The sequence below is a fragment of the Rhizobium sp. R339 genome (assembly GCF_002211395.1).
Lineage (GTDB): Bacteria > Pseudomonadota > Alphaproteobacteria > Rhizobiales > Rhizobiaceae > Rhizobium.
Window position 1 is genome coordinate 1,007,402 of the sequence record NZ_LOKV01000001.1, and the last position, 19,413, is coordinate 1,026,814.

Here is a 19,413-nt window from a genome sequence, read left to right on the forward strand (position 1 = left end):
TGTCCTCAGGAGCTTTCAAGGCTCGATCCGCAGGACACAGTCGCGCAGATCGAAGCCGCAAAGCCGTTCGATCATACGCGTTGAGTGACGTTAACGCTTACGTGGCCGGGATTGCCCGGCCATTGACGGGCTTGATGTAGCCGACCGCGCCGGGATGCGCAACGACTTCAGAGCCATCAAAGCCGATCATTGCCGAAGTTTAACTTTCGGCCGTCGATCCGGTCGGGACGACCTCGCAACCACACCAATCGCCGCTCATTGCTACTTTTGCACGCGGCGCCAAAGATGACACGTTTGAAGCTCATTTCCGACACTTTCCCGATCGAAGCTCCGCGCCTTCGAGACTTGGGGAGACGCGATGTCGGGCATTCTTATCGCCACCTTGTTGGCAACGGCTTCAGCAAAGATTCCCGCCGGATTGTCCGGTGGTGAGGTTCTCTATTCCGACTGCCGCGGGTCCCGGCAGTTCGTCGTCGGCTATGTCGCGGGTTGGCTGGACAAATGGAACAGTGACGAATATCTCGCCCGCCGCATTTTTACCGAGGCGCCTCCCAAGCCCAGCCGAATGGTGAATTCGGCGCATTTTGCCATCGCCGTTGGCGTCAACGTCTGTATTCCCGAGGGAACCACGCCGGAAGCAGTTGGCAATACGCTGTGCACCTTCCTGGAAGAAAATCCCGGCATACGCGAGGCGACCGGCGATGAGCTGATGACCACCATGACGCACTATAAATACCATTGCCCGATTCCCTGAGGGTTGGTCACGCCGGCTTGTTGGCCTCGATGAAGCGGCTGAGCGAGGTGGCGGCGTTCAGCATGTGCGCGCGCATGCGCCGCGAGGCCATTTCGCCGTCGCCTTCGGCGATCGCCTGCATGATGGCTTCGTGCTCGTCGCGGGAGCGGCTCAGCCTTTCGCCCTGGCGCAGCTGCGTGCGGCGGAAGGCGTTCAGGCGGTTGCGGATGGCGATCGCCTGTTCTTCCAGGAAGCCGTTATGGGTGGCGCGGTAGATGGTTTCGTGGAACTGGCGGTTGAAACTATCATAGGCATCGACGTCGCCGCTTTCGACGATCGGCCGGGAGAACTCGTGCAGTTCGATCAGGCGGCTGCGCTCCAGCGGCGTCATGCGGTAGGTGGCGAGCCGGACGCAGACGGCCTCGATCTCGGCCACGGTCTCAAACATATCCATGATGCGCTCCGGCGTCATGCGGGCGACGACGCCGCCGCGGCGGGCGCGAAGCTCGACAAGGCCGCCGGCCGCAAGCTGGCGCAACGCTTCTCTGACCGGGGTGCGGGAGGCTCCGAAGCGATCGGCGAGCTGCTGTTCGTCGAGCGCAGCGCCCGCCGCGAGCGTGCCGGCGGCGATCTCGTCGGTCAGTGCGTTGCGGATGCGGTCGGAGATGAGGCCGCGATCGTCGTCATCCTCGGTTTCGAAACCATTCGCCATTGCTGATCTCCTGACCTCTTCCTGTATGCAAACTACACCTAGAGCGTCGCGTATGTATGCGCGCGTCGCTTCACGAAGGTTTTACGTATCCAATAATTGACATTCTGCAGAGGTGGAATACAAAAATCCCCTGTCGGCGGGGTTTTGTATACGCGGTCCACCAAGCACGCCGAACCGGAATACGGAAGCACGCTCTCGACGCCATGCGCCCGCGATGAACGCTTCCAGCACAGTGTCATCGATCAGCGATTTTGCCGGGCGCCATCAGTGCCTCGGCTCCATGTTCTCGACCCTTTCAACAGCCTCAGATGTAAGGAAACCAGATCATGATGATGAACAGACGGGCTTTTTCGGCCGCCCTCGTTGCCGGCGCCGCCGCCACTCTTCTTTCCAGCCGCGGCATGGCCGCGATGGCTGCTCCGGTCAAAGCGCGCAATGTCGTGCTGGCGCATGGGCTGTTTGCCGACGGCTCCTGCTGGAGCGAGGTGATCGCGCGGCTGCAGGCGGCCGGGCTGAATACGACGGCGGTGCAGAACCCGCTGACCACGCTTCCCGAGGCGGTTGCTGCCGTGAAGCGGGTACTCGACCGGCAAGACGGCCCGACCGTGCTCGTCGGACATTCCTTCGCCGGCATGCTCGTGACCGAGACCGGGGTTCATGAGAACGTCTCGGCGCTCGTCTATGTCGCGGCCCGTGCGCCGGATGCCGGTGAGGATTATACGGCGCTCGCCAAGACCTATCCGACGCCGCCGGCCTCTGCCGGCATCGTCTTCGACGGCGACGAGGGCCGCTTGAGCGAAGCCGCCTTCCTCAAGGATTTCGCCGGCGACCTGCCGGAAGCCAGGGCGAAGGTGCTCTTTGCCGTGCAGCAGCCGTTCCAGAAAGCACTGCTCGCCGGCAAGACGACCGAAGCCGCCTGGCGCTCCAAGCCGAGTTGGTATGCGGTTTCGACCGAGGACCGGACGATCAATCCCGATCTCGAACGCTTCATGGCCAAGCGCATGGGCGCGAAGACCATCGAGGTGAAGGCCAGCCACCTGTCGCTGATCTCCCATCCCGACGAAATCAGCCAATTGATCCTGGAGGCGGCGGGGCAGTAGTTTCCGCGGCCCGGGGGCGTTTACGGAACGAGCAATCCCTATCCTGGCTGAACCCGTCCTACTGCTCATCACCCGCCCCCGTCCTTCGAGGCTTCGGCCTTTGGCCTGCGCGCCTCAGGATGAGGGCTGATCGGCGTGCCGCGCGGCAGGTGGACTGAACCCGACAAGGCGCGATGCGTCTCTCCACCCTCATCCTGAGGTGCCCCGCAGGGGCCTCGAAGGACGAGGTGGCCACTGATGTCTCTCTCCGTAATGTCACATTGCGGCAGCGGCTAGCCACTCGCCCTGAGCGCCCGCCATATAGCCTTGCACGGCCGGCATTTTCGCGGGACAAACCTTGAATGAGCATCCCCAACACACATCCCTTCGCCTTCGATCCCACCTATGGCATGACGCTCGAAGAGCTTCTTGCGGTGAAGCCGCCGGAGGAGCCGGAGGGTTTCGATGCGTTCTGGGAGGCGCGGTATCGCAGAGCGCTGGCGGTCGATCCGCGGCCGGGGCTTTCCCGCAGCGAGCTCAGTCATCCGGACTGGCATGTGCTTGATCTTGTCTATCGCTCGACCGGAGACTTCAGGATCGGCGGCTGGCTGCTGCTGCCGCGTAAGGGGCAGGTGCGTCGCGGCCTCGTTGTCGGGCATGGTTATGGCGGGCGGGACCGTCCGGATTTCGATCTGCCGGTGGAGGAGACGGCGCTTCTCTTTCCGTGTTGCCGCGGGTTATCGCTCAGCGCCGATCCTGCGATTTCGCAGAACCCGTCCTGGCATGTGCTGCACGATATCGACAAGCGGGACTCCTACATTATCGGCGGCTGCGTTGAGGATATCTGGCTTGCCGTCTCGACGCTGGTTGGGCTTTACCCCTGGCTTTTGGGCCATATCGGCTATAGCGGCATCAGTTTCGGCGGCGGCGTGGGCGCGATGGCGATCGCCTACGACCCGCGCATCGACCGCGGCCATTTGGCGCTGCCGAGCTTCGGCGACCAGCCGCTGCGCCTGAGGCTGCCGAGTGTGGGCAGCGCTGAGGGCGTGCAGGAATATCAGGCGGAACATGGAAACGTGCTGGAAACGTTGCGCTACTACGACGCGGCGACCGCTGCCCGGCGGATCAAGGTGCCGATGCTGACGGCGGTGGCGCTTTTCGATCCTGCCGTTGCGCCGCCCTGCCAGTTCGCTGTCGCAAATGCGATACCGAAATTTAATGAAATCTTCATCCTGGACGCCGGTCATTTCGATTACCCTGGAAGTGCTGAGCAAGACGCGGTTCTCCGCGACAAGATCGGGCAGTTCTTCAGGGTGTCATGAACCGCGAATATCTCAGCTGGTACAGCCAGCGTCTGCATCGGGACATGGAGATGCCGCTGCATCCTTCAATCGGAATCGATTGAAGGATGCAGCCATTCAAAAGTGCTACAGCGTCCTTTGCGCGTCTGAAGACGCGCGGCGCTGTAGTGTTCGGCCATGCCGGCGCCAAGGTGCTGGTCTTTCCGACGCGGGAAGGGGGCTTTTCGAATATGAACAGCTCGGCCTGGTCGCAAGCCTTGCAGACAAGCTGCAGGCCGGCCATCTCCAGCTCTATTGCATCGAGGGCCTCGCCTTTGAGAGCCTATATGGCTTCCACCACCATCCGGCCGAACGCATCCACCGGAATGCGGCGCTGGAGGATTACATCCTTCACGAGGTGCTGCCGCTGATGGCGGGGAAGAATGGGCATGACTGCACCATCGTGCATGGATGCAGCCTCGGCGCCTTTCAGGCGGCGAGCCTCGTCTTCCGCCATCCGCATCTCTTCCGCAAGCTCGTCGCCTTTTCCGGGCGCTACGACCTGACGGTGAAGGTCGAGTCCTTCGGCGATCTGTTCGACGGCTATTACGATGACAGCGTCTATTTCCACACGCCGACGCATTTCCTGCCCGGCCTCGGCGGCGACTGGCGGCTCGACCGGCTGCGCGAGATCGACATCGTGCTGACGATCGGCGATGCCGATCCATTCATCGACAACAACCGCTATCTCAGCCGGCTGCTCGGCGAAAAGAACATCCGCCATCAGCTGCATGTCTGGGACGGCCGCGCCCCCCGCGCCGGCGCATGGCGGAAGATGGCGCCGCTTTACATCTGACCTAGGTGTTTAGGCCAGGCCAGCCGCCACCGCGAAGGCCGCGGCGACCGCCACCGCGCCGGGATCGGCCACACCGGCCAGATCCCTTTCGCCGACATAGGAGGCGCGTCCGGCTCCGGCCTTGGTCATCGTCTTCGTCGCTTCCGCGCCCGATGCCGCAGCTTTCGCTGCCCCGGCAATGCCGCCCGAGGAGAGCGCATGAAGGGCAGGCGAGAGCGCGTCGATCATCGTCCGGTCGCCGACCCGGGCTCCGCCGTAGAAGGTCATCCTGTCGAGCCCGGCCAGAAGGGCGGCCGATATATCCGGCTTGTCGGCCAGGGCCTTACCCGCGGCGGTGAAGAAGATCGACAGCAGCACGCCGCTCGATCCGCCCATGCTGGTGCCGAGGATGTCGCCGATCGCAGCAAGCAGTGCGGGCGGGCGGTCGAGCGGCAGGGTGTCGAGGCGGGCAAGCAGGCTGCGGGCGCCCGTCGCCACCGTCGAGCCGGTGTCGCCATCGCCGACGCGGCTGTCCAGGCGGTTGAGTTCGTCTTGCAGCGAGATCAGATGCTCGCAGAGCGTCGTGATCAGGCGGCGGTTGCCGGCGTGGTCCCCGGCCGCGCCTTCGGCGACCAAGCCGCCGGCCGCTCTTGGTGCTGCGATGATTTCGATCTCGCTGCGTTCGACGGCCGGCATCCAGGCATGCGGCTCGACCTCGGACCTGAGAGCCGCTTCGCGGTCGGCGTCGAGCGGGATCAGCGACAGCGAAAAACCGTTCATGTTGAGCGCGGTCATGAGAGGCGCCGGGCCGATGATCAAGCGGACGCGGCCGCCGAGCGTCGAGGACAGCACCGCATTGGCGATGACGGCCATTTCGAGCGGCGGCACGGCGCCAAGATTGTTGATGAGGAGCGCATGGTCCGACACATCGCCGAGCGCTGCGGAGAGCCGAGCCACCATGGTGGCGACGATATCGGCGACCGGCTGCAGCGCGATGCGCTCGGCGCCCGGCTCGCCGTGAATGCCGAGGCCAAGTTCGCCCTCGTTGGCGCCGAGCCGATCCGCATGCGCCTGGCCGGGCACGCTGCAGGTGGAAAGCGACATGCCGAGCGAGACGATGTCGCCGGCGGCACTTTTGGCCCGGGCGGCGACTGTCTTCAAGTCTTCGCCTCGTTCGGCGTGGTAGCCCGCGATCTTGTGGACGAAGAGGGTGCCGGCGACGCCGCGCGGCTGGTTGATGCCGGGCAGGGCGATATCGTCGGCGACGATGACCATTTCGACGTCGAAGCCCTCAGCGCGGGCCTTTTCGCCGGCGAGGCCGAAATTCAGGCGGTCGCCGGTGTAGTTCTTAACGATCAGCAGCGCGCCTTTCTGCCCGGTCACGGCGCGAATTGCCGTCAGCACCGCATCGACGCTCGGCGAGGCAAAGATTTCGCCCGAGACGGCAGCGGTCAGCATGCCCCTGCCGACGAAGCCGGCATGGGAGGGCTCGTGGCCGGCGCCGCCGCCGGAGATGATCGCGACTTTCGACCTGTCCCAGTCGGCGCGCAGGATCACCTTGATATCGGGAAAGCTGTCGAGGCGGGCGAGGCGGCCCTTGCCGCTCGTGAGGAGCAGGCCATCCAAGGCTTCGGTGACGATAGTTTCCCTGCGGTTGAAGAAGTGTTTCATCGATTGAGCCCGTCCGTTCTTCGTGCTGTCGTCTTGCCTTTTTGCCGGTCTGGAGCGGCGCTGTCCACCCGCATTGAAGGACGTCCGGTCTTTGACGAATCGCAAAATTTCGAGCGCGAGCGTACCGATACGGCGTAATCTGGCCTCGCTGGCGGATGGGCGGCAGGGTATGGACCTCTACGCCGCTCCTGTTTTCCCGGGAGCGGATCAAACTTGGGCCTCGCTTCGGCGGGGCTTTTTTCTTGAGACGCCGGCCGCATCGGGAATATTCCCGCGCAGTGCTAGATTTAGTCTTTCCGGCTGGCCGCAACGGGCGTATTCAGCCAGGGCGCGACATTTTCCGCGCCCCTCGCGCGGCAGATTTCCGATCGGTTTCCTTCCTGTTCCCTGCCGCATCATCCGGAATTTCATTGGCGGATCCATGACCACGGCAGAGACGAGCGAGCAAGGGCAGGAGGCGGCGGGCGGCCGCCAGGCGAGGATCGTGGCACTGGTCGTTGCCGTTTCCTTCTTCATGCAGATCCTCGACGGTACGATCGTCGCGACCTCGCTGCCGCAGATGGCCGAGAGCTTCGGCGTGCAGCCGGTGTCGATGAGCATCGGCATAACAGTCTACATGCTGACGATGGCGGCCTTCATTCCGCTGTCGGGCTGGCTCGGCGACCGCTTCGGCGCGCGCCGGGTGTTTCTGGTGTCGATCGGCGTCTTCACCGCCGCCTCGCTGTTCTGCGGGCTTTCCGGCAGCCTCACGGAATTCGTGCTGTGGCGTGCGCTGCAGGGGGCGGGCAGCGCGCTGATGACGCCGGTCGGGCGCATCATCGTGCTGAAGAACGCCCGCAAGTCCGAACTCGTCCAGGCGATCGCGCTGATCACCTGGCCGGCGCTGACCGCACCCGTCGTCGGCCCGGTGCTCGGCGGCTTCATCACCACCTATGCCAGCTGGCATTGGAACTTCCTGATCAACATTCCGATCGGCATCATCGGTATGGGGCTGGTGCTGCGCTTCGTGCCGGAACAGCGCGAGGCTGATCCCGGCCGGCTGGATATTCTCGGCTTCATCCTGAGTGCGGCGGGGCTCACCTTCCTGCTCGCCGCGCTGGAGCTTTCGGTCAAATGGGAAGGCGGGCTCTGGCCTGTTGTTTCGATGCTTGCGGCCGGCGTTGCGCTCTCCGTCATGGCGACGCGGCACTTTCTCGCCGTCGACAATCCGCTGCTCGATCTTTCGGCCTTCCGCGTCCAGACCTTTTCGATGTCGACGCTCTCGGCGGGCACGGCCTGCCGCACCGCGATCAATGCGACGCCATTCCTGCTGCCGCTGCTGTTCCAGCTCGGCTTCGGGCTGAGCTCGATTGCGGCAGGCACCTATCTGCTCGTCTATTTCCTCGGCAATTTCAGCATGAAGGCGGTGACGACGCCGCTCTTGCGCTTCTTCGGCTTCCGCACGGTGCTCGGGCTCAACGGGCTGATCGCCGCACTTTCGATCGTCGGCTGCGGCTTCCTGACCCCCGGCACGCCGCCCTTCCTCATGCATGCGCTGCTGTTTCTCGCCGGCCTGTCGCGGTCGATGGAGTTCACGGCGCTGAATACGCTCGCTTTCGCCGATATCGGCCCGGCGCAGCGAAGCTCGGCCTCGACGCTGTCGAGCATGCTGCAGCAGGTGTCCATGCTGCTCGGCGTGGCGGTGGCCGCCGCGGTGCTCAACATTTCCGCGGCTCTCAGAGGTGCGGACAATCCCGTCCTTGCCGATTTTCGTTGGGCCTTTCTCGTTGTCGGCGCGATCGGCATCGTCTCGTCGCTGCGCTTCCTGCAATTGCCGAAGGAGGCGGGCGCCGAGGTTTCCGGCCACCGGAAATTCCAGAAGAGCTAGAGCCGTCTGCGACAAGAGCGAGGGGTGAGCGATGTTTACCTCGGGCGGTCAATGCAATACGACATTGCCCATGCCGACGACTCGGACGCTTGCGGCCGTCGTTGCTTAGAGAGAACGCCGGGAGACGGAATGAGCAATTCTAGCGGCGATGCGGATGCTTTGATCCACATCCTCTATATCGACGACGATGAGGGGCTCGCCCTCATGATGCAGAAGAACCTCTTGCGGCGCGGTTTCTCGGTCGAGTGGGCGCAGAATGGCGCCGCCGGCCTGGCGCGGATCGCCGAGGGCGGCATCGATGCCGTCGTGCTCGATCATCTCCTGAGCGGCGAGACCGGGCTCGACATTCTGCCCTGCATCACCTCCGTGCCGGATCATCCGCCTGTCATCTATGCGACGGGTTCGGATGACACCGGCATTGCGGTGGCGGCGCTCAAGGCCGGCGCCGACGACTATATGCTGAAGGGAATTTCGGCCGATTATTTCGACCTGCTCGCCGCCGCTCTCGAACAGGCGCTGGAGCGGGCGCGTTTCCGCCGCGAGACAGCGCAGGCGCAGGAGGTGATCCGCCAGCAGCGCGACCAGGCCGAACTGCTGCTTGCCGAGGTCAATCACCGCATCGCCAACAGCCTCGGCCTCGTCGGCGCGCTGATCCGCATGCAGTCCTCCATGACAAAGGACCAGGTGGCGATCGACGCGCTGCACGAGACGCAGATGCGCATCAACGCGATTGCGAGCGTGCATCGCCGGCTCTACACCAACCGGCAGGTCGGCTCGGTGCAGGTCGACGAATATCTGGACAGCCTGCTCACCGAACTCGAAGCCTCGATGCGCGACGAAAAGCGGCCGCACCGCATCGTGCTCAACGCAAAACCGGTCAATCTGGCGACCGACAAGGTGATCACGCTCGGGCTGATCGTCAGCGAGCTCGTCACCAACGCGTTCAAATACGCCTATACCGAAGCGGTGCCGGGCGAAATCCGCGTTGCCGTCGACCAGACCGACGGCGAATTGCGGGTTGTCGTCGAGGATGACGGGGCGGGGTTCGATCCGGAGGGGCCGGCCAGGGGAACGGGGCTCGGCACGCGGATATTGACGGCGATGGCCGCGAGCTTGAAATCGGATTTCGCTTATGATCCCGAGCATGCCGGGACGAGGGCGACGCTGGTGTTTTCGTTGCATGAGGGGAAGTAGGATTTAGCTGGTGGAGGTTGTTTCATCTGCCGCTGAGTTTGCCGCCCCCTCATCCGGCTGCCGCCACCTTCTCCCCGCTGGGTAGAAGGGGGATGAGGCGCTGCCCCAAGTCTCTTCTCCCCCTCGGGGAGAAGGTGGCGGCAGGCGGATGAGGGGGCTGCTTTGGCACATCATTTACCGCCTATATCAATAGCTTGCTACAATCATATAAAACGCCTAACGCAAGGGGAGGAAGAGATATGACGACCATCCGCACACCGCGCGAAGTCTTTGATTTCTGGTTCGTCCGGTGCGGCCGGGAGCTGTGGTTTCGTGCGCCGCCGGAACTCGACGTCGAGGTCCGCGATGTGTTCCGCGACACGCATCTGGCGCTTGCCGCCGGCGTCGGCGAGGAGTGGCGGGCCGATCCGGTGAGCCGGCTGGCGGCTGTCATCGTGCTCGACCAGTTTCCGCGCAACATCTATCGCGGCACGGCGCTTGCCGTTGCGACCGACGGCTTGGCGCTTCGGGAGGCGAAGCTCGCGCTTGCCGCCGGCGCCGATCAGGCGGTGGAGCATGCATGCCGGACCTTCTTCTACATGCCGTTCGAACATGCCGAAAACCTCGACGAGCAGGACCGTTCGGTGGCGTTGTTCAGCGCGCTCGGCGACGAGGAATATCTCGATTATGCGATCCGCCACCGCGAGGTGATCGCCGCCTATGGCCGTTTTCCTCATCGCAATGCCATGCTCGGGCGGGAAACGACGGCGGCGGAACGCGACTACCTCTCCAAGCCCGGTGCCGGCTTCTGAGCGGTTACGCCCACGGGGCAGGGACGGCCTCGGACGGCGGATGGAACAGTTCGGCGCAAGGCGTTTTCGGCATCTTCCGCCTTTGTGTCGCCTTTCTTTGCTAGGAAAAGCGGGCATTCTAATTCAATGACAACCTTTCCGGAGGCGTTTTTGCGGCTGAGATCCCTTCTGCTTCGCACTATTCTTCTCGTGACGCTGGCACTCGCCGGCGCGCATTTTGAGAGTGCGGCGGCTTTCGCGCAGGAAACGCAGCCGCAGGTGGCAGCGGAGGCGCCGATCGTCGAGACGCCGTCGGCCCAGGCGGCGAAGGAGATCGAGAAGGCCAAGGCGCAGCTTGCCTCGCTTCAGGACAGCGTCAAGGAGAATGCCGACAACGACGATGCGTTGGTCGGGCTGGCGGCCAAGGCTGACGAGCTCAGCCGCGCCGTCATCACCGTATCCGTCAATCTGCGGCCGCGTTTCGACCAGATCAAGAACCGGCTCACCGAGATCGGCGAGCCGCCGAAGGACGGGCAGCCGCCGGAGGCGCAGATCGTCACCGATGAGCGCAATGCGCTTGCCGCCGAGCGCGCGCAGATCAATGCGGTGACGGGTGACGCGGAAAACCTGTCGATCGCGGTGACGAAGCTCGTCAACGAAGTCATCGAGATGCGGCGGCAGCTTTTCGCCGACACGCTTTTCAGGCGCACGGAGATTTCCGTCTCGGTGCTCGACGATGCCGCCAGCGCCTTCGTGCGGGAGACCGGAGAGTTCTCGCAGGCGCTGGCGAGCTGGGCGACTTTCGTCTGGAAGTTCAAGCGTTTCCCGCTGTTTGCGGCGATCTTCCTGTCGCTCGCCTCCGCGCTGATCCTGCTCTCCGGCAGCTATCGGGTCTTCGGTTCCTATCTCAGGCGCGACGAGGCGGTGGAGAACCCGTCCTATATCGGACGGCTGTCGATCGCCTTCTGGTCGACGCTGATCCGCACGCTGGCGCTGGCGGTGCTGCTCGTCACCTCGTTCTTCTTCCTCAACAGTTTCAATGTGCTGAGGCCCGACATCGCGCCCGTGATCGGCGCACTGTTCGGCACCATCGGGCTCGTCTATTTCGTCGGGCGCTTCGTCAATGCCATCTTCGCGCCGCGCGAACCGCACTGGCGGCTCGTCAAGCTTTCCAATCTCGGCGCGCGCTCGATCGGTTACTGCCTGCTGGCGATGGCCGTCATCAACGGGTTCGACTATCTTTTCGGCACCATCGGCGAAGCGATGGGTTCGCCGCTGGTGCTGACCGTGGTCAGGAGCCTGATCGCGGCGCTCATCATCGGCCTGATCCTGATCTTCGCTTCCTTCGGCAAGCCGATGCTGGCGAGAAGCGGCGATCCGGATGCGCCGGGCCGGCATTGGCCGCGCGGCATGGCGATCATCCTGCGTGTCGTCGGCGCCGCCCTGATCGTTTCGGCGCTCTCGGGTTATGTCGGGCTGGCGCGCTTCGTCGCCACGCAGCTCATCATCACCGGCGCCGTCGTCGCCACCATGTATGTCGGCCTGCTCTCCGGCAAGGCGATATCGCGGCAGGAGAGCTTCGGCGATACCTTCTTCGCGCGTTTCCTGACGCGCCGCTTCAACCTCGGCCCTGTGGCGATCGACCAGGTCGGCCTGCTCGTCGGTCTTGCCATCTATGCGGTGGCGCTGATCGTCGGCATTCCGCTCATCCTGCTGCTCTGGGGCTTCCATGTGCAGGACCTGCAGCTCATCGCCTTCCGGCTGTTCACCGAGGTCAAGCTCGGCGGCATCAGCATTTCGCTGCTCGGTATCTGCACCGGCATCCTGCTCTTTGCCGGCGTCTACCTGCTGACGCGCTGGATACAGCGCTGGCTCGACGGCAATGTGATGGCGCGAAGCCATGTCGATCTCGGCGTGCGCAATTCGGTGAAGACGGGCATCGGCTATCTCGGCGTCGGCATTGCCGCGATCATTGGCGTTTCGGCCGCCGGCATCGATCTGTCGAGCTTCGCGCTCGTCGCCTCGGCGCTTTCGGTCGGTATCGGTTTCGGCCTGCAGAACATCGTCTCCAACTTCGTCTCGGGCCTGATCCTGCTCGTCGAGCGGCCGTTCAAGGTCGGCGACCATGTCGTCTCGGGCACGGCCGAAGGCATCGTCAAGCGCATCTCGGTGCGCGCCACCGAGATCGAGACTTTCCGCAAGCAGTCGATCATCGTGCCGAATTCGGAGCTGATCAACGGGCTGGTCGGCAACTGGACGCACCGAAACAAGATCGGCCGCTCGGAAATTCCGGTTTCCGTCAGCTACGACGCCGATCCGCAGAAGGTGATGGATATCCTGCTGGAGCTGACGGCGAAGATCCCGCTCGTCATGCGCAATCCCGAGCCGCATGTCGAATTCCTGCGCTTCGGTCCCTATTCGCTGGATTTCGAGCTGCGCTTTTTCCTGGCCGACATGGGCGACGGCATGACGGTGCGCAACAATCTGAGGATGGAGATCCTCCGGCGCTTCAAGGCCGAAGGCATCGAAATTCCGATGCCGCAGAGCGATCTCACCATTCATCGCGATGCCGTGCCCGGCCTTCCCGCCGCGCGCAAGGAGCCGGCGGAGAGCCAGGAGGCTCAGAAGGACAAGCCGATAGAGGAAGAGGATCGGCCGGTGCGGCAGCTGCGCGGACGGGCCGCCGAGAGCTGAACGGCTCATTCAGCCATCATTCACAGGTCTATGTGCATGATCTCAACAATCGGGATCGCTGCCGAGGGCAGCACCGATCGTTCGAGGGGAGGGCGCAGCCGCGCCGCCGCACATGATGGCAAGATTTGCCGCCGTTCTGCTTGTCCCGCTGCTTGCCGCGCCGGCGGCCCATGCGGCATCCATCACCAACACCGACCCTGCCGCCGTGGTGCTCGTCATCACCGAGGGCGGCCAGCGCGTCGAGGTCGTGGTCGATGCCGGAGCTTCAGAAAATCTCTGCCCCTCCGGCTGCTTCATGACGACGCCCGACGGTGACCGCATCGGCCTCGACGGCGGCGAGACGATCGACATCATCAAGGGCTCGGCCGTCGTCAAGTAAGGCTCTAAGGCTCTTCGCGCGCCAGCACCGTTTGCGCCGGCGCGGACGTCCGCATCAGCGGCCGGATGGCGAGGAATGCCGCCACGGCTGCGGCGCCGAGCGCGGCGGTAATCGACAGCGACCAGGACACGCCGATATCGCCCATCAGGAAGGCCAGCGCGAACGGCGCCGTCGAAGAGACGGCGAGGCGTGCCGACATTACTTTTCCCTGCCGCTGGCCATAGCCCTCGCTTCCGAAGAGCGCCAAAGGCAGCGTTCCCTGCACGATGCTGCTGAGGCCGGAGCCGAGGCCGAAGATCACGGCGAAGCCCACTGCGCCGGGAACGGATGGCGCGGTGAGGAGGAGAATAACAAGGGCCGCCGGCAGGGGCACGGCGGAAATGACGGCGAGCGTGAGCTGCGGCAGGCCGCCGCCGAAGACCATATTGACGAAGCGGCTCAGCACCTGCGACGGGCCGAAAAGCGTGCCGGCCATGACGGCCATGGCGCCGAGCCCAAGCGCCGACATCACGGGCACCATATGAACCAGAAGCGCGGCATTGACGAAGCTTTGCAGCGCAAAGCCGGTGACCATCAGGATGAAGGCCGGCCTGCGCGCGGCGGCGGGAAGGCCGGGTTCGATGCGCTTCGCCGTGCCGCTCCCCTGGCCCATGCCGGCATCGCCGGCGCTGCCGGCCAGCCAGGCGTGAATGGGAAGGCAGACGAGGAGATTGAGCGCGGCGAAGAGAAGGTAGACGTTCTGCCACGAGAGATGGGCATGCAGGACGGTGGTGATCGGCCAGAAGATGGTCGAGGCGAAACCGCCGATCAGGGTGAGATAGGTGATGCTGCGCTGGGCCGCGCGCGGCCGGATCTGAACGAGAAGGGCGAAGGCCGCGCCATACTGCACCAGATTCGACGCCGTCTCCACGGCGATCAGGGCGATGACGAAAGCGGCCTTGCCGGGAGCAAAGGCGCAGCCGGCAAGTGCGATCGCCGCAATGGCCGAGCCCACGGTCATCACCCGGCCGGCGCCGAAGCGGTCGATCCATTTGCCCATGGCGGGTGCCGCCAGGCCGCCGATCAGCAGCGCCGCCGACAGCGCGCCGAAGATCCATTCCACCGACCAATCGAGCTCGCGCGCCATGTCGGGCGCGAGAATGCTGAAGCTGTAATAGAGGGTTCCATAGCCGATGATCTGCGTCAGGCCGAGCGCGAGGATGGCGGCAAGCGGCGGCCGTTCGGAAGCAGCGGGCGTCATATGGATTTGAGGCCCACGCGTCGTTCGAGCTTTTCGGCTTCTTCCCTGCGCTCGCTGTAGCGGTCGGTAAGGTAGGCCGAGGCGTCGCGCGTCAGCCACGTGAATTTCACCAGTTCCTCGCAGACGTCCACGACGCGGTCGTAAAAGGATGAGGGCTTCATGCGCCCGTCGCTGTCGAACTCCTGGAAAGCCTTGGCCACCGACGACTGGTTGGGAATGGTGATCATCCGCATCCACCGGCCAAGGATGCGCATCTGGTTCACGGCATTGAACGACTGCGACCCGCCGGATACCTGCATGACGGCAAGCGTCTTGCCCTGCGTCGGCCGGACCGAACCCACCGCGAGCGGTATCCAGTCGATCTGCGCCTTCATGATCCCGCTCATTGCGCCGTGCCGCTCGGGGCTGACCCAGACCTGGCCTTCCGACCAGGCGGAGAGCTCGCGCAATTCCTGCACCTTCGGATGGGCGACCGGCGCTCCATCGGGAAGGGGAAGGCCTTCGGGATCGAAGATCCGCACTTCGCAGCCGAAATGCTCGAGCAGGCGTGATGCCTCATGCGCGAGGAGACGGCTGTAGGATACGGCCCTGAGCGAGCCGTAAAGGATGAGGATGCGCGGCTTGTGCGTCGAGACGGGCGGCCGCAGAGCCTCCAGATCCGGCTGGTGAAGATGGGCCGACGAAGTGGCTGGAAGGTCAGACAATGCGTTTGCCTTCGGCATCGAGCACCTTCTCGCCGTCTTCCTTGGTGAAGGCGCCCTTGTGCGTCTCCGGCAGGATTTCGAGGACCAGCTCGGAGGGCCGCGACAGGCGCGTGCCGAGCGGAGTGACGACGAAGGGCCGGTTGATCAGGATCGGCTGGGCGAGCATGGCGTCGAGCAGCTGGTCGTCGGTCAGATCGGGATTGCCGAGGCCGAGTTCGGCGTAGGGCGTATCCTTCTCGCGCAGCGCCTCACGCACGGTCAGGCCGGCATCGGCGATCATCTTGGCCAGCTCCGCGCGCGACGGCGGCGTCTTCACATATTCGATGATATCAGGCTCGATGCCGGCATTGCGGATCATCGCCAGCGTATTGCGCGAGGTGCCGCAGGCGGGATTGTGATAGATGGTGACCTTCATAATTTTGCCTCGGAGGATAGGGTTGACGATGTCTCGGCTGGCTGCAGCAGCCAGTTGAAGAGGAGGAGGGCTGCGACCGCACCAACGATTTCGGCAAGCCAGAAACCGGGAAGATCGACCGGGCGGATGCCGGAGAAAGTGTCGGTCAGGGAGCGGGCGAAGGCCACCGCCGGATTGGCAAACGACGTCGAGGCGGTGAACCAGTAGGCGGCGGTGATGTAGAGCCCGACCAGCCACGGCACGGCTTTCTGCTCGAAGCGGATGCCGGCGAGAATGACTGCGACGAGGCCGAAGGTCGCGATCCCCTCGGAAAACCATTGCGCCCCGCCGGTGCGGATCTTGCTCGACAGTTGCAGGAGCGGCAGGTTGAACATCAGGTGGGCTGAGATCGTCCCGGCCACACCGCCGGCAAACTGCGCCAGCACATAGAAGCCAAGGTCACGTTTCGGCAGCGAGCCCGACATCGCGAAGATCAGCGAGACGGCCGGGTTGAAATGGGCTCCGGAGATCGGCCCCAGCACCGTGATCAGCACGACGAGGATGGCGCCGGTCGCCAGCGTATTGCCGAGCAGGGCAAGCCCGACATCGGCAGTCAGCGATGTCGCCATGATGCCGGACCCGACCACGGTTGCGACCAGCATGGCGGTGCCGAGGGCCTCTGCGACCAGCCGGCGCGATAGATCGTAGGAAGCCATCAGCCGGCACCTGCCGGTTTTGCGGTCGTGCCTTCCATCTGGCGCGGCGGAGATTCCGGTGCCAGATTGTTTGCGGGTGCACAGCATGCGGCGACGGCGGCGGCGGGCGCGCAGATCTCGGCGTTCCCGCCGCAGCAATCCTCCATCAGGAAGCGGATCAGGCCGCCGAGCGCCTCGTAATGGGCTATGTAGATGATCGAGCGGGATTTGCGCTGCTGCGTGATCAGCCCGGCGCCTTCCAGCTCCTTCAGATGGAAGGAGACGTTGGACGGGGAAACCTCCGCCTTTTCGGCAATGGAGCCCGCCGCCATTCCATCAGGACCCGAAACGACGAGCATGCGGATGATGTGAAGCCGCGTTTCCTGCGACAGCGCGCCGAATGCGGCGAGGGCTTGACGTTGATCCATATTTCAATAGTCCTTGAATCGTTGAAACGAGGATAAACGCAGATGAATGCGATCGACAACAATAAAATTCAGACGGGGGAGATCAGCCTTGGCCTGCTGCTGGATGCGCTCTCCGGCAGTAAAGACGCGCCGCTGGTTTTCCATTACGGCGGTCGGCCGGTGAAGCCCGGCTATCACGTCACCGAGGTCAAGGCGGGCCAATTCTCGGCGCAGCTCTGGGACATCGAGGAGGGCGGGCGCACGCATATTCCGGCCGGCAAATTCCATGCGATCTTCCGTAAGGTATCGGAGCATGTGAAGCTTGACGGTTCGGCCAGGCTTACCTTCGAAGTGAGTGACGGCGTGCGGCCGATGCAGCTCTATTGCGCGGCAATGCCGGTTTTGCGTGACGGGGCCGTGCATGTCGAACTTTCGCCGCGGCCGGCAAGCTGCAAGCCGCGCGACCGCTGGCTCGCCGAGGAGAGCAGAAAGATTGCGGCCTGCTGCGGTCCATCAGCGGCGGGGAGCGCCTGCTCCGCATAGAGAGTTGATAGGACGACCAAGGGGCATTGACTGACAGCCAGTGCAGAAGATCGAGGCACATTTCCTGCACTCGCTGGGCCTGCCGTCAGGGTCGGATTGACGACTGCATATCCCACCATCGCAGCACCCGCATCGCCCGGAGGGTGATCCATCGCGAGGGCTTGCCCGGTCCGTCGTCGACCTCGAACCACACGCGGCCCGGCAGGCTCCAATCGAGCGGCCATCGGCCGTCCTCGCGGCGTTTGGAACGCAGGTGCTGAATTGCCTCGGCAAGGCGCGGATCGGAAACGGCGCCGGTCAGCATGGCGCTGGCGCGGAAATAGTCGAGCGCGCGAAGAATGTCGTAGCGCCACCGGTTCGGGTGGAGGAAGCGTAGGAAGCGTTCATCCGCAGGTTCGCCGGTGCCGAGGCGACGGAAAAGGCTGCGTTCGAGCAAGAATTCCTCGCCCGTCCGGCGCGCCTGCCGGGATTGCGGTGTGCCGCCGGTCGCTCGCTCGAACTCCAAGAGGCCCTCCAGCACGTTGATGGTGCTGGCAAAGGACGAGCGAACAGAGCCGTTGCAGCGTTCGCAGTTCCAGCCGCCATCCTTGAGACGCTCGCCGGTCAGCCTCCCGACGATGGCGGAGACGTCGACGCCGAAATAGGCGCCGTCGGCGACGGTGCGGCCGTTGATGCATTCCTCGACTTCGCCTTGCCAATAGGGCTGGCCGCCTTCCTCCCAGCGGGCGTTGGCACCGATCAGTTCGACACTGCGCCTCGCTCTTTCGCTGGCGGGGTCGAGACCGAATTCGCGCAGCTGCGACAGCGAAAAATTCGTCGCCGTCCACGGCTGGCCGCGTTCGCGCCATTCGCGCGGATCGAAATCGGCGGGCAGGAAGGCGCCGCCCGCCCATTGGCCGTCCTCGTCCTGGAAGGAAAGGAGCTTGGCGCCCCAGCCCTCGGTCTCCACTTTTGCCCGCTCGGCCATCCATTCCGGCTCCGGCGCGTCGATGAGGTCGCGCATCACCTGCCAGCGGATGGCCGGGTCGGAATCGAGAAGCCATTCGATCACGGGATCGGATCGGGTCATGGGAACCTGTCGGCGTTTCGGATCGATGGCTTCTTATAATGGCTTCGCAGGAGGTCGGCCAGCCGGATGAATTTCTTAATCATATCCGCAAAGAAATCGCAGGCGCACCATTGCGCCGCGTGTTCATTTCGTAACGGCAGGTGCTGATTAATAATTATTCAAATCAATTGATGTATCGAATTGGGCCGGGGACAGAATTTACATCAAAGGTTTGCTTATGGCGTTTCTAGGTATTTCGGGGATGCAATATTCCGGAGAGATGTTTGCCGGCGCGCGTATTATTGTCGCGGAAGATTCCAACGTATTCACCTCGATGATCAGCAAACGCCTCAAGGAGCTGTTCGACATCGACGTCGAGATCTGCCGCAGCTTCGAGGATCTGCAGTTTTCCTACGACAAGTCTTCCGATCCGATCACGCTGGCGATTTCGAACATCAATCTGCCCGGCGCAGAAAACGGCGAGGCGCTCGAATATCTGGTCGACCTCTCTATTCCCACCATCGTCTTCACCGGCACCTTCCACGAAGGCATGCGCGATAAGCTGATGGCCAAGGATATTGTCGATTATATCCTCAAGGACAACGTCTTCGCCGTCGATCTTCTGGCCGAATCGATCTGCCGGTTCCTGACCAATCACCGCCATCACGTGCTGATCGTCGACGACAGCGCGACGGCCCGCGCCCTGCTGTCGAGCCGGCTGAAGCGCTATAATTTCCGCGTCAGCACCGCCGAAAACGGCGCCAAGGCGCTGGAGATCCTGAAGGCCAACCGCGACATCGGCCTGATGATCACCGATTACAATATGCCCGATATAGACGGCTTCGAACTGACCCGGCGCATCCGGGCCCATATCGGCTCGCACGAACTGCGCATCATCGGCGTTTCCTCCTCGTCGAACCGGTTGCTTTCGGCGCGGTTCCTGAAGGCGGGCGGCAATGATTTCATGCTGCGCCCCTTCATCGACGAGGAGTTCTACTGCCGCGTCAACCAGAACCTCGATACGCTGCTGCAGATCCAGTCGATGCGCAAGGAGCGGGCGGTTGCCTGACGGCTGCTCCAGAATCCGGGTTGCGAGGAGGCCCGGGGCGAGCTTCGCCGCCGGGCGCCGGATTTCTGCAATTACAGGTAATCACAATATTTGTCCCCT

At 63.7% G+C, this 19,413-nt stretch carries 18 protein-coding genes and 1 pseudogene; 11 read left to right on the plus strand and 8 right to left on the minus strand.

Annotated features, from left to right (window positions below; translation table 11 throughout):
* Window positions 1-358 precede the first annotated feature (358 nt).
* The gene (locus ATY76_RS05015; RefSeq protein WP_088673622.1) at window positions 359-754 is read left to right on the plus strand and encodes a Rap1a/Tai family immunity protein; all 396 of its coding nucleotides are present in this window, start codon (window positions 359-361) and stop codon (window positions 752-754) included.
* 7 nt (window positions 755-761) lie between these two features.
* Here ATY76_RS05015 and ATY76_RS05020 read toward each other — a convergent pair whose 3' ends face one another.
* Window positions 762-1,445: a GntR family transcriptional regulator gene (locus ATY76_RS05020; RefSeq protein WP_088673623.1), complete on the minus strand. Its 684-nt coding sequence runs from the start codon at window positions 1,443-1,445 to the stop codon at window positions 762-764.
* Between the two features lie 326 nt (window positions 1,446-1,771).
* Between ATY76_RS05020 and ATY76_RS05025 the strand changes: the two genes are divergently transcribed.
* From ATY76_RS05025 to ATY76_RS05035, 3 genes and pseudogenes are all read left to right on the plus strand, one after another.
* Entirely contained in the window at window positions 1,772-2,545 is a 774-nt protein-coding gene (locus ATY76_RS05025; protein WP_088673624.1) for an alpha/beta hydrolase, read from the plus strand.
* 341 nt (window positions 2,546-2,886) lie between these two features.
* A complete protein-coding gene (locus ATY76_RS05030) occupies window positions 2,887-3,846 on the plus strand; it encodes an acetylxylan esterase (RefSeq protein WP_088673625.1) in 960 nt (319 codons plus the stop codon).
* A gap of 86 nt (window positions 3,847-3,932) precedes the next feature.
* A pseudogene (locus tag ATY76_RS05035) lies at window positions 3,933-4,660 on the plus strand (alpha/beta hydrolase-fold protein).
* 9 nt (window positions 4,661-4,669) lie between these two features.
* On the opposite strand, the gene ATY76_RS05040 reads toward ATY76_RS05035, so the two are convergent.
* Window positions 4,670-6,310, minus strand: coding sequence for a dihydroxyacetone kinase subunit DhaK (locus ATY76_RS05040; protein ID WP_088673626.1), 1,641 nt, complete (start codon window positions 6,308-6,310; stop codon window positions 4,670-4,672).
* A 421-nt stretch (window positions 6,311-6,731) separates the two neighbouring features.
* On the opposite strand from ATY76_RS05040, the gene ATY76_RS05045 reads away from it, so the two are divergent.
* The 5 genes from ATY76_RS05045 (at window position 6,732) to ATY76_RS05065 (ending at window position 13,214) form a co-directional block, all read left to right on the plus strand.
* Window positions 6,732-8,177, plus strand: a complete 1,446-nt coding sequence (locus tag ATY76_RS05045; RefSeq protein WP_088673627.1) for an MFS transporter — start codon at window positions 6,732-6,734, stop codon at window positions 8,175-8,177.
* 129 nt (window positions 8,178-8,306) lie between these two features.
* Entirely contained in the window at window positions 8,307-9,371 is a 1,065-nt protein-coding gene (locus ATY76_RS05050; RefSeq protein WP_088673628.1) for a histidine kinase dimerization/phosphoacceptor domain -containing protein, read from the plus strand.
* A 239-nt stretch (window positions 9,372-9,610) separates the two neighbouring features.
* Entirely contained in the window at window positions 9,611-10,162 is a 552-nt protein-coding gene (locus tag ATY76_RS05055; RefSeq protein WP_088673629.1) for a DUF924 family protein, read from the plus strand.
* A 150-nt stretch (window positions 10,163-10,312) separates the two neighbouring features.
* Complete coding sequence (locus ATY76_RS05060; protein WP_088673774.1) at window positions 10,313-12,835, plus strand: mechanosensitive ion channel family protein; 2,523 nt, start codon at window positions 10,313-10,315, stop codon at window positions 12,833-12,835.
* Window positions 12,836-12,947: 112 nt separating this feature from the next.
* Window positions 12,948-13,214 (plus strand): hypothetical protein, encoded by a 267-nt coding sequence (locus tag ATY76_RS05065; protein ID WP_088673630.1) that lies wholly within the window; start codon window positions 12,948-12,950, stop codon window positions 13,212-13,214.
* 4 nt (window positions 13,215-13,218) lie between these two features.
* On the opposite strand, the gene arsK is transcribed toward ATY76_RS05065, so the two are convergent.
* Genes arsK through ATY76_RS05090 form a run of 5 tightly spaced genes read right to left on the minus strand, consistent with a single transcriptional unit; the run spans window position 13,219 to window position 16,675 of the window.
* Window positions 13,219-14,454: an arsenite efflux MFS transporter ArsK gene (arsK, locus tag ATY76_RS05070; protein ID WP_088673631.1), complete on the minus strand. Its 1,236-nt coding sequence runs from the start codon at window positions 14,452-14,454 to the stop codon at window positions 13,219-13,221.
* The gene (gene arsH / locus ATY76_RS05075) at window positions 14,451-15,176 is read right to left on the minus strand and encodes an arsenical resistance protein ArsH (protein ID WP_190233588.1); all 726 of its coding nucleotides are present in this window, start codon (window positions 15,174-15,176) and stop codon (window positions 14,451-14,453) included. Before arsH ends, arsK begins: the two co-directional genes overlap by 4 nt.
* Complete coding sequence (gene arsC, locus ATY76_RS05080) at window positions 15,151-15,573, minus strand: arsenate reductase (glutaredoxin) (RefSeq protein WP_088673632.1); 423 nt, start codon at window positions 15,571-15,573, stop codon at window positions 15,151-15,153. The genes arsH and arsC overlap by 26 nt, the downstream gene beginning before the upstream one ends.
* Window positions 15,570-16,268: an MIP/aquaporin family protein gene (locus ATY76_RS05085; RefSeq protein WP_088673633.1), complete on the minus strand. Its 699-nt coding sequence runs from the start codon at window positions 16,266-16,268 to the stop codon at window positions 15,570-15,572. Before ATY76_RS05085 ends, arsC begins: the two co-directional genes overlap by 4 nt.
* Complete coding sequence (locus ATY76_RS05090; RefSeq protein WP_088673634.1) at window positions 16,268-16,675, minus strand: metalloregulator ArsR/SmtB family transcription factor; 408 nt, start codon at window positions 16,673-16,675, stop codon at window positions 16,268-16,270. Before ATY76_RS05090 ends, ATY76_RS05085 begins: the two co-directional genes overlap by 1 nt.
* A gap of 42 nt (window positions 16,676-16,717) precedes the next feature.
* On the opposite strand from ATY76_RS05090, the gene ATY76_RS05095 reads away from it, so the two are divergent.
* Window positions 16,718-17,197 (plus strand): hypothetical protein, encoded by a 480-nt coding sequence (locus tag ATY76_RS05095; protein ID WP_088673635.1) that lies wholly within the window; start codon window positions 16,718-16,720, stop codon window positions 17,195-17,197.
* 85 nt (window positions 17,198-17,282) lie between these two features.
* Here the strand turns inward: ATY76_RS05095 and ATY76_RS05100 are convergent, their stop codons facing one another.
* Window positions 17,283-18,266, minus strand: coding sequence for a squalene cyclase (locus ATY76_RS05100; RefSeq protein WP_088673636.1), 984 nt, complete (start codon window positions 18,264-18,266; stop codon window positions 17,283-17,285).
* Window positions 18,267-18,483: 217 nt separating this feature from the next.
* Between ATY76_RS05100 and ATY76_RS05105 the strand changes: the two genes are divergently transcribed.
* The gene (locus ATY76_RS05105; protein ID WP_088673637.1) at window positions 18,484-19,314 is read left to right on the plus strand and encodes a response regulator; all 831 of its coding nucleotides are present in this window, start codon (window positions 18,484-18,486) and stop codon (window positions 19,312-19,314) included.
* Window positions 19,315-19,413 lie beyond the last annotated feature (99 nt).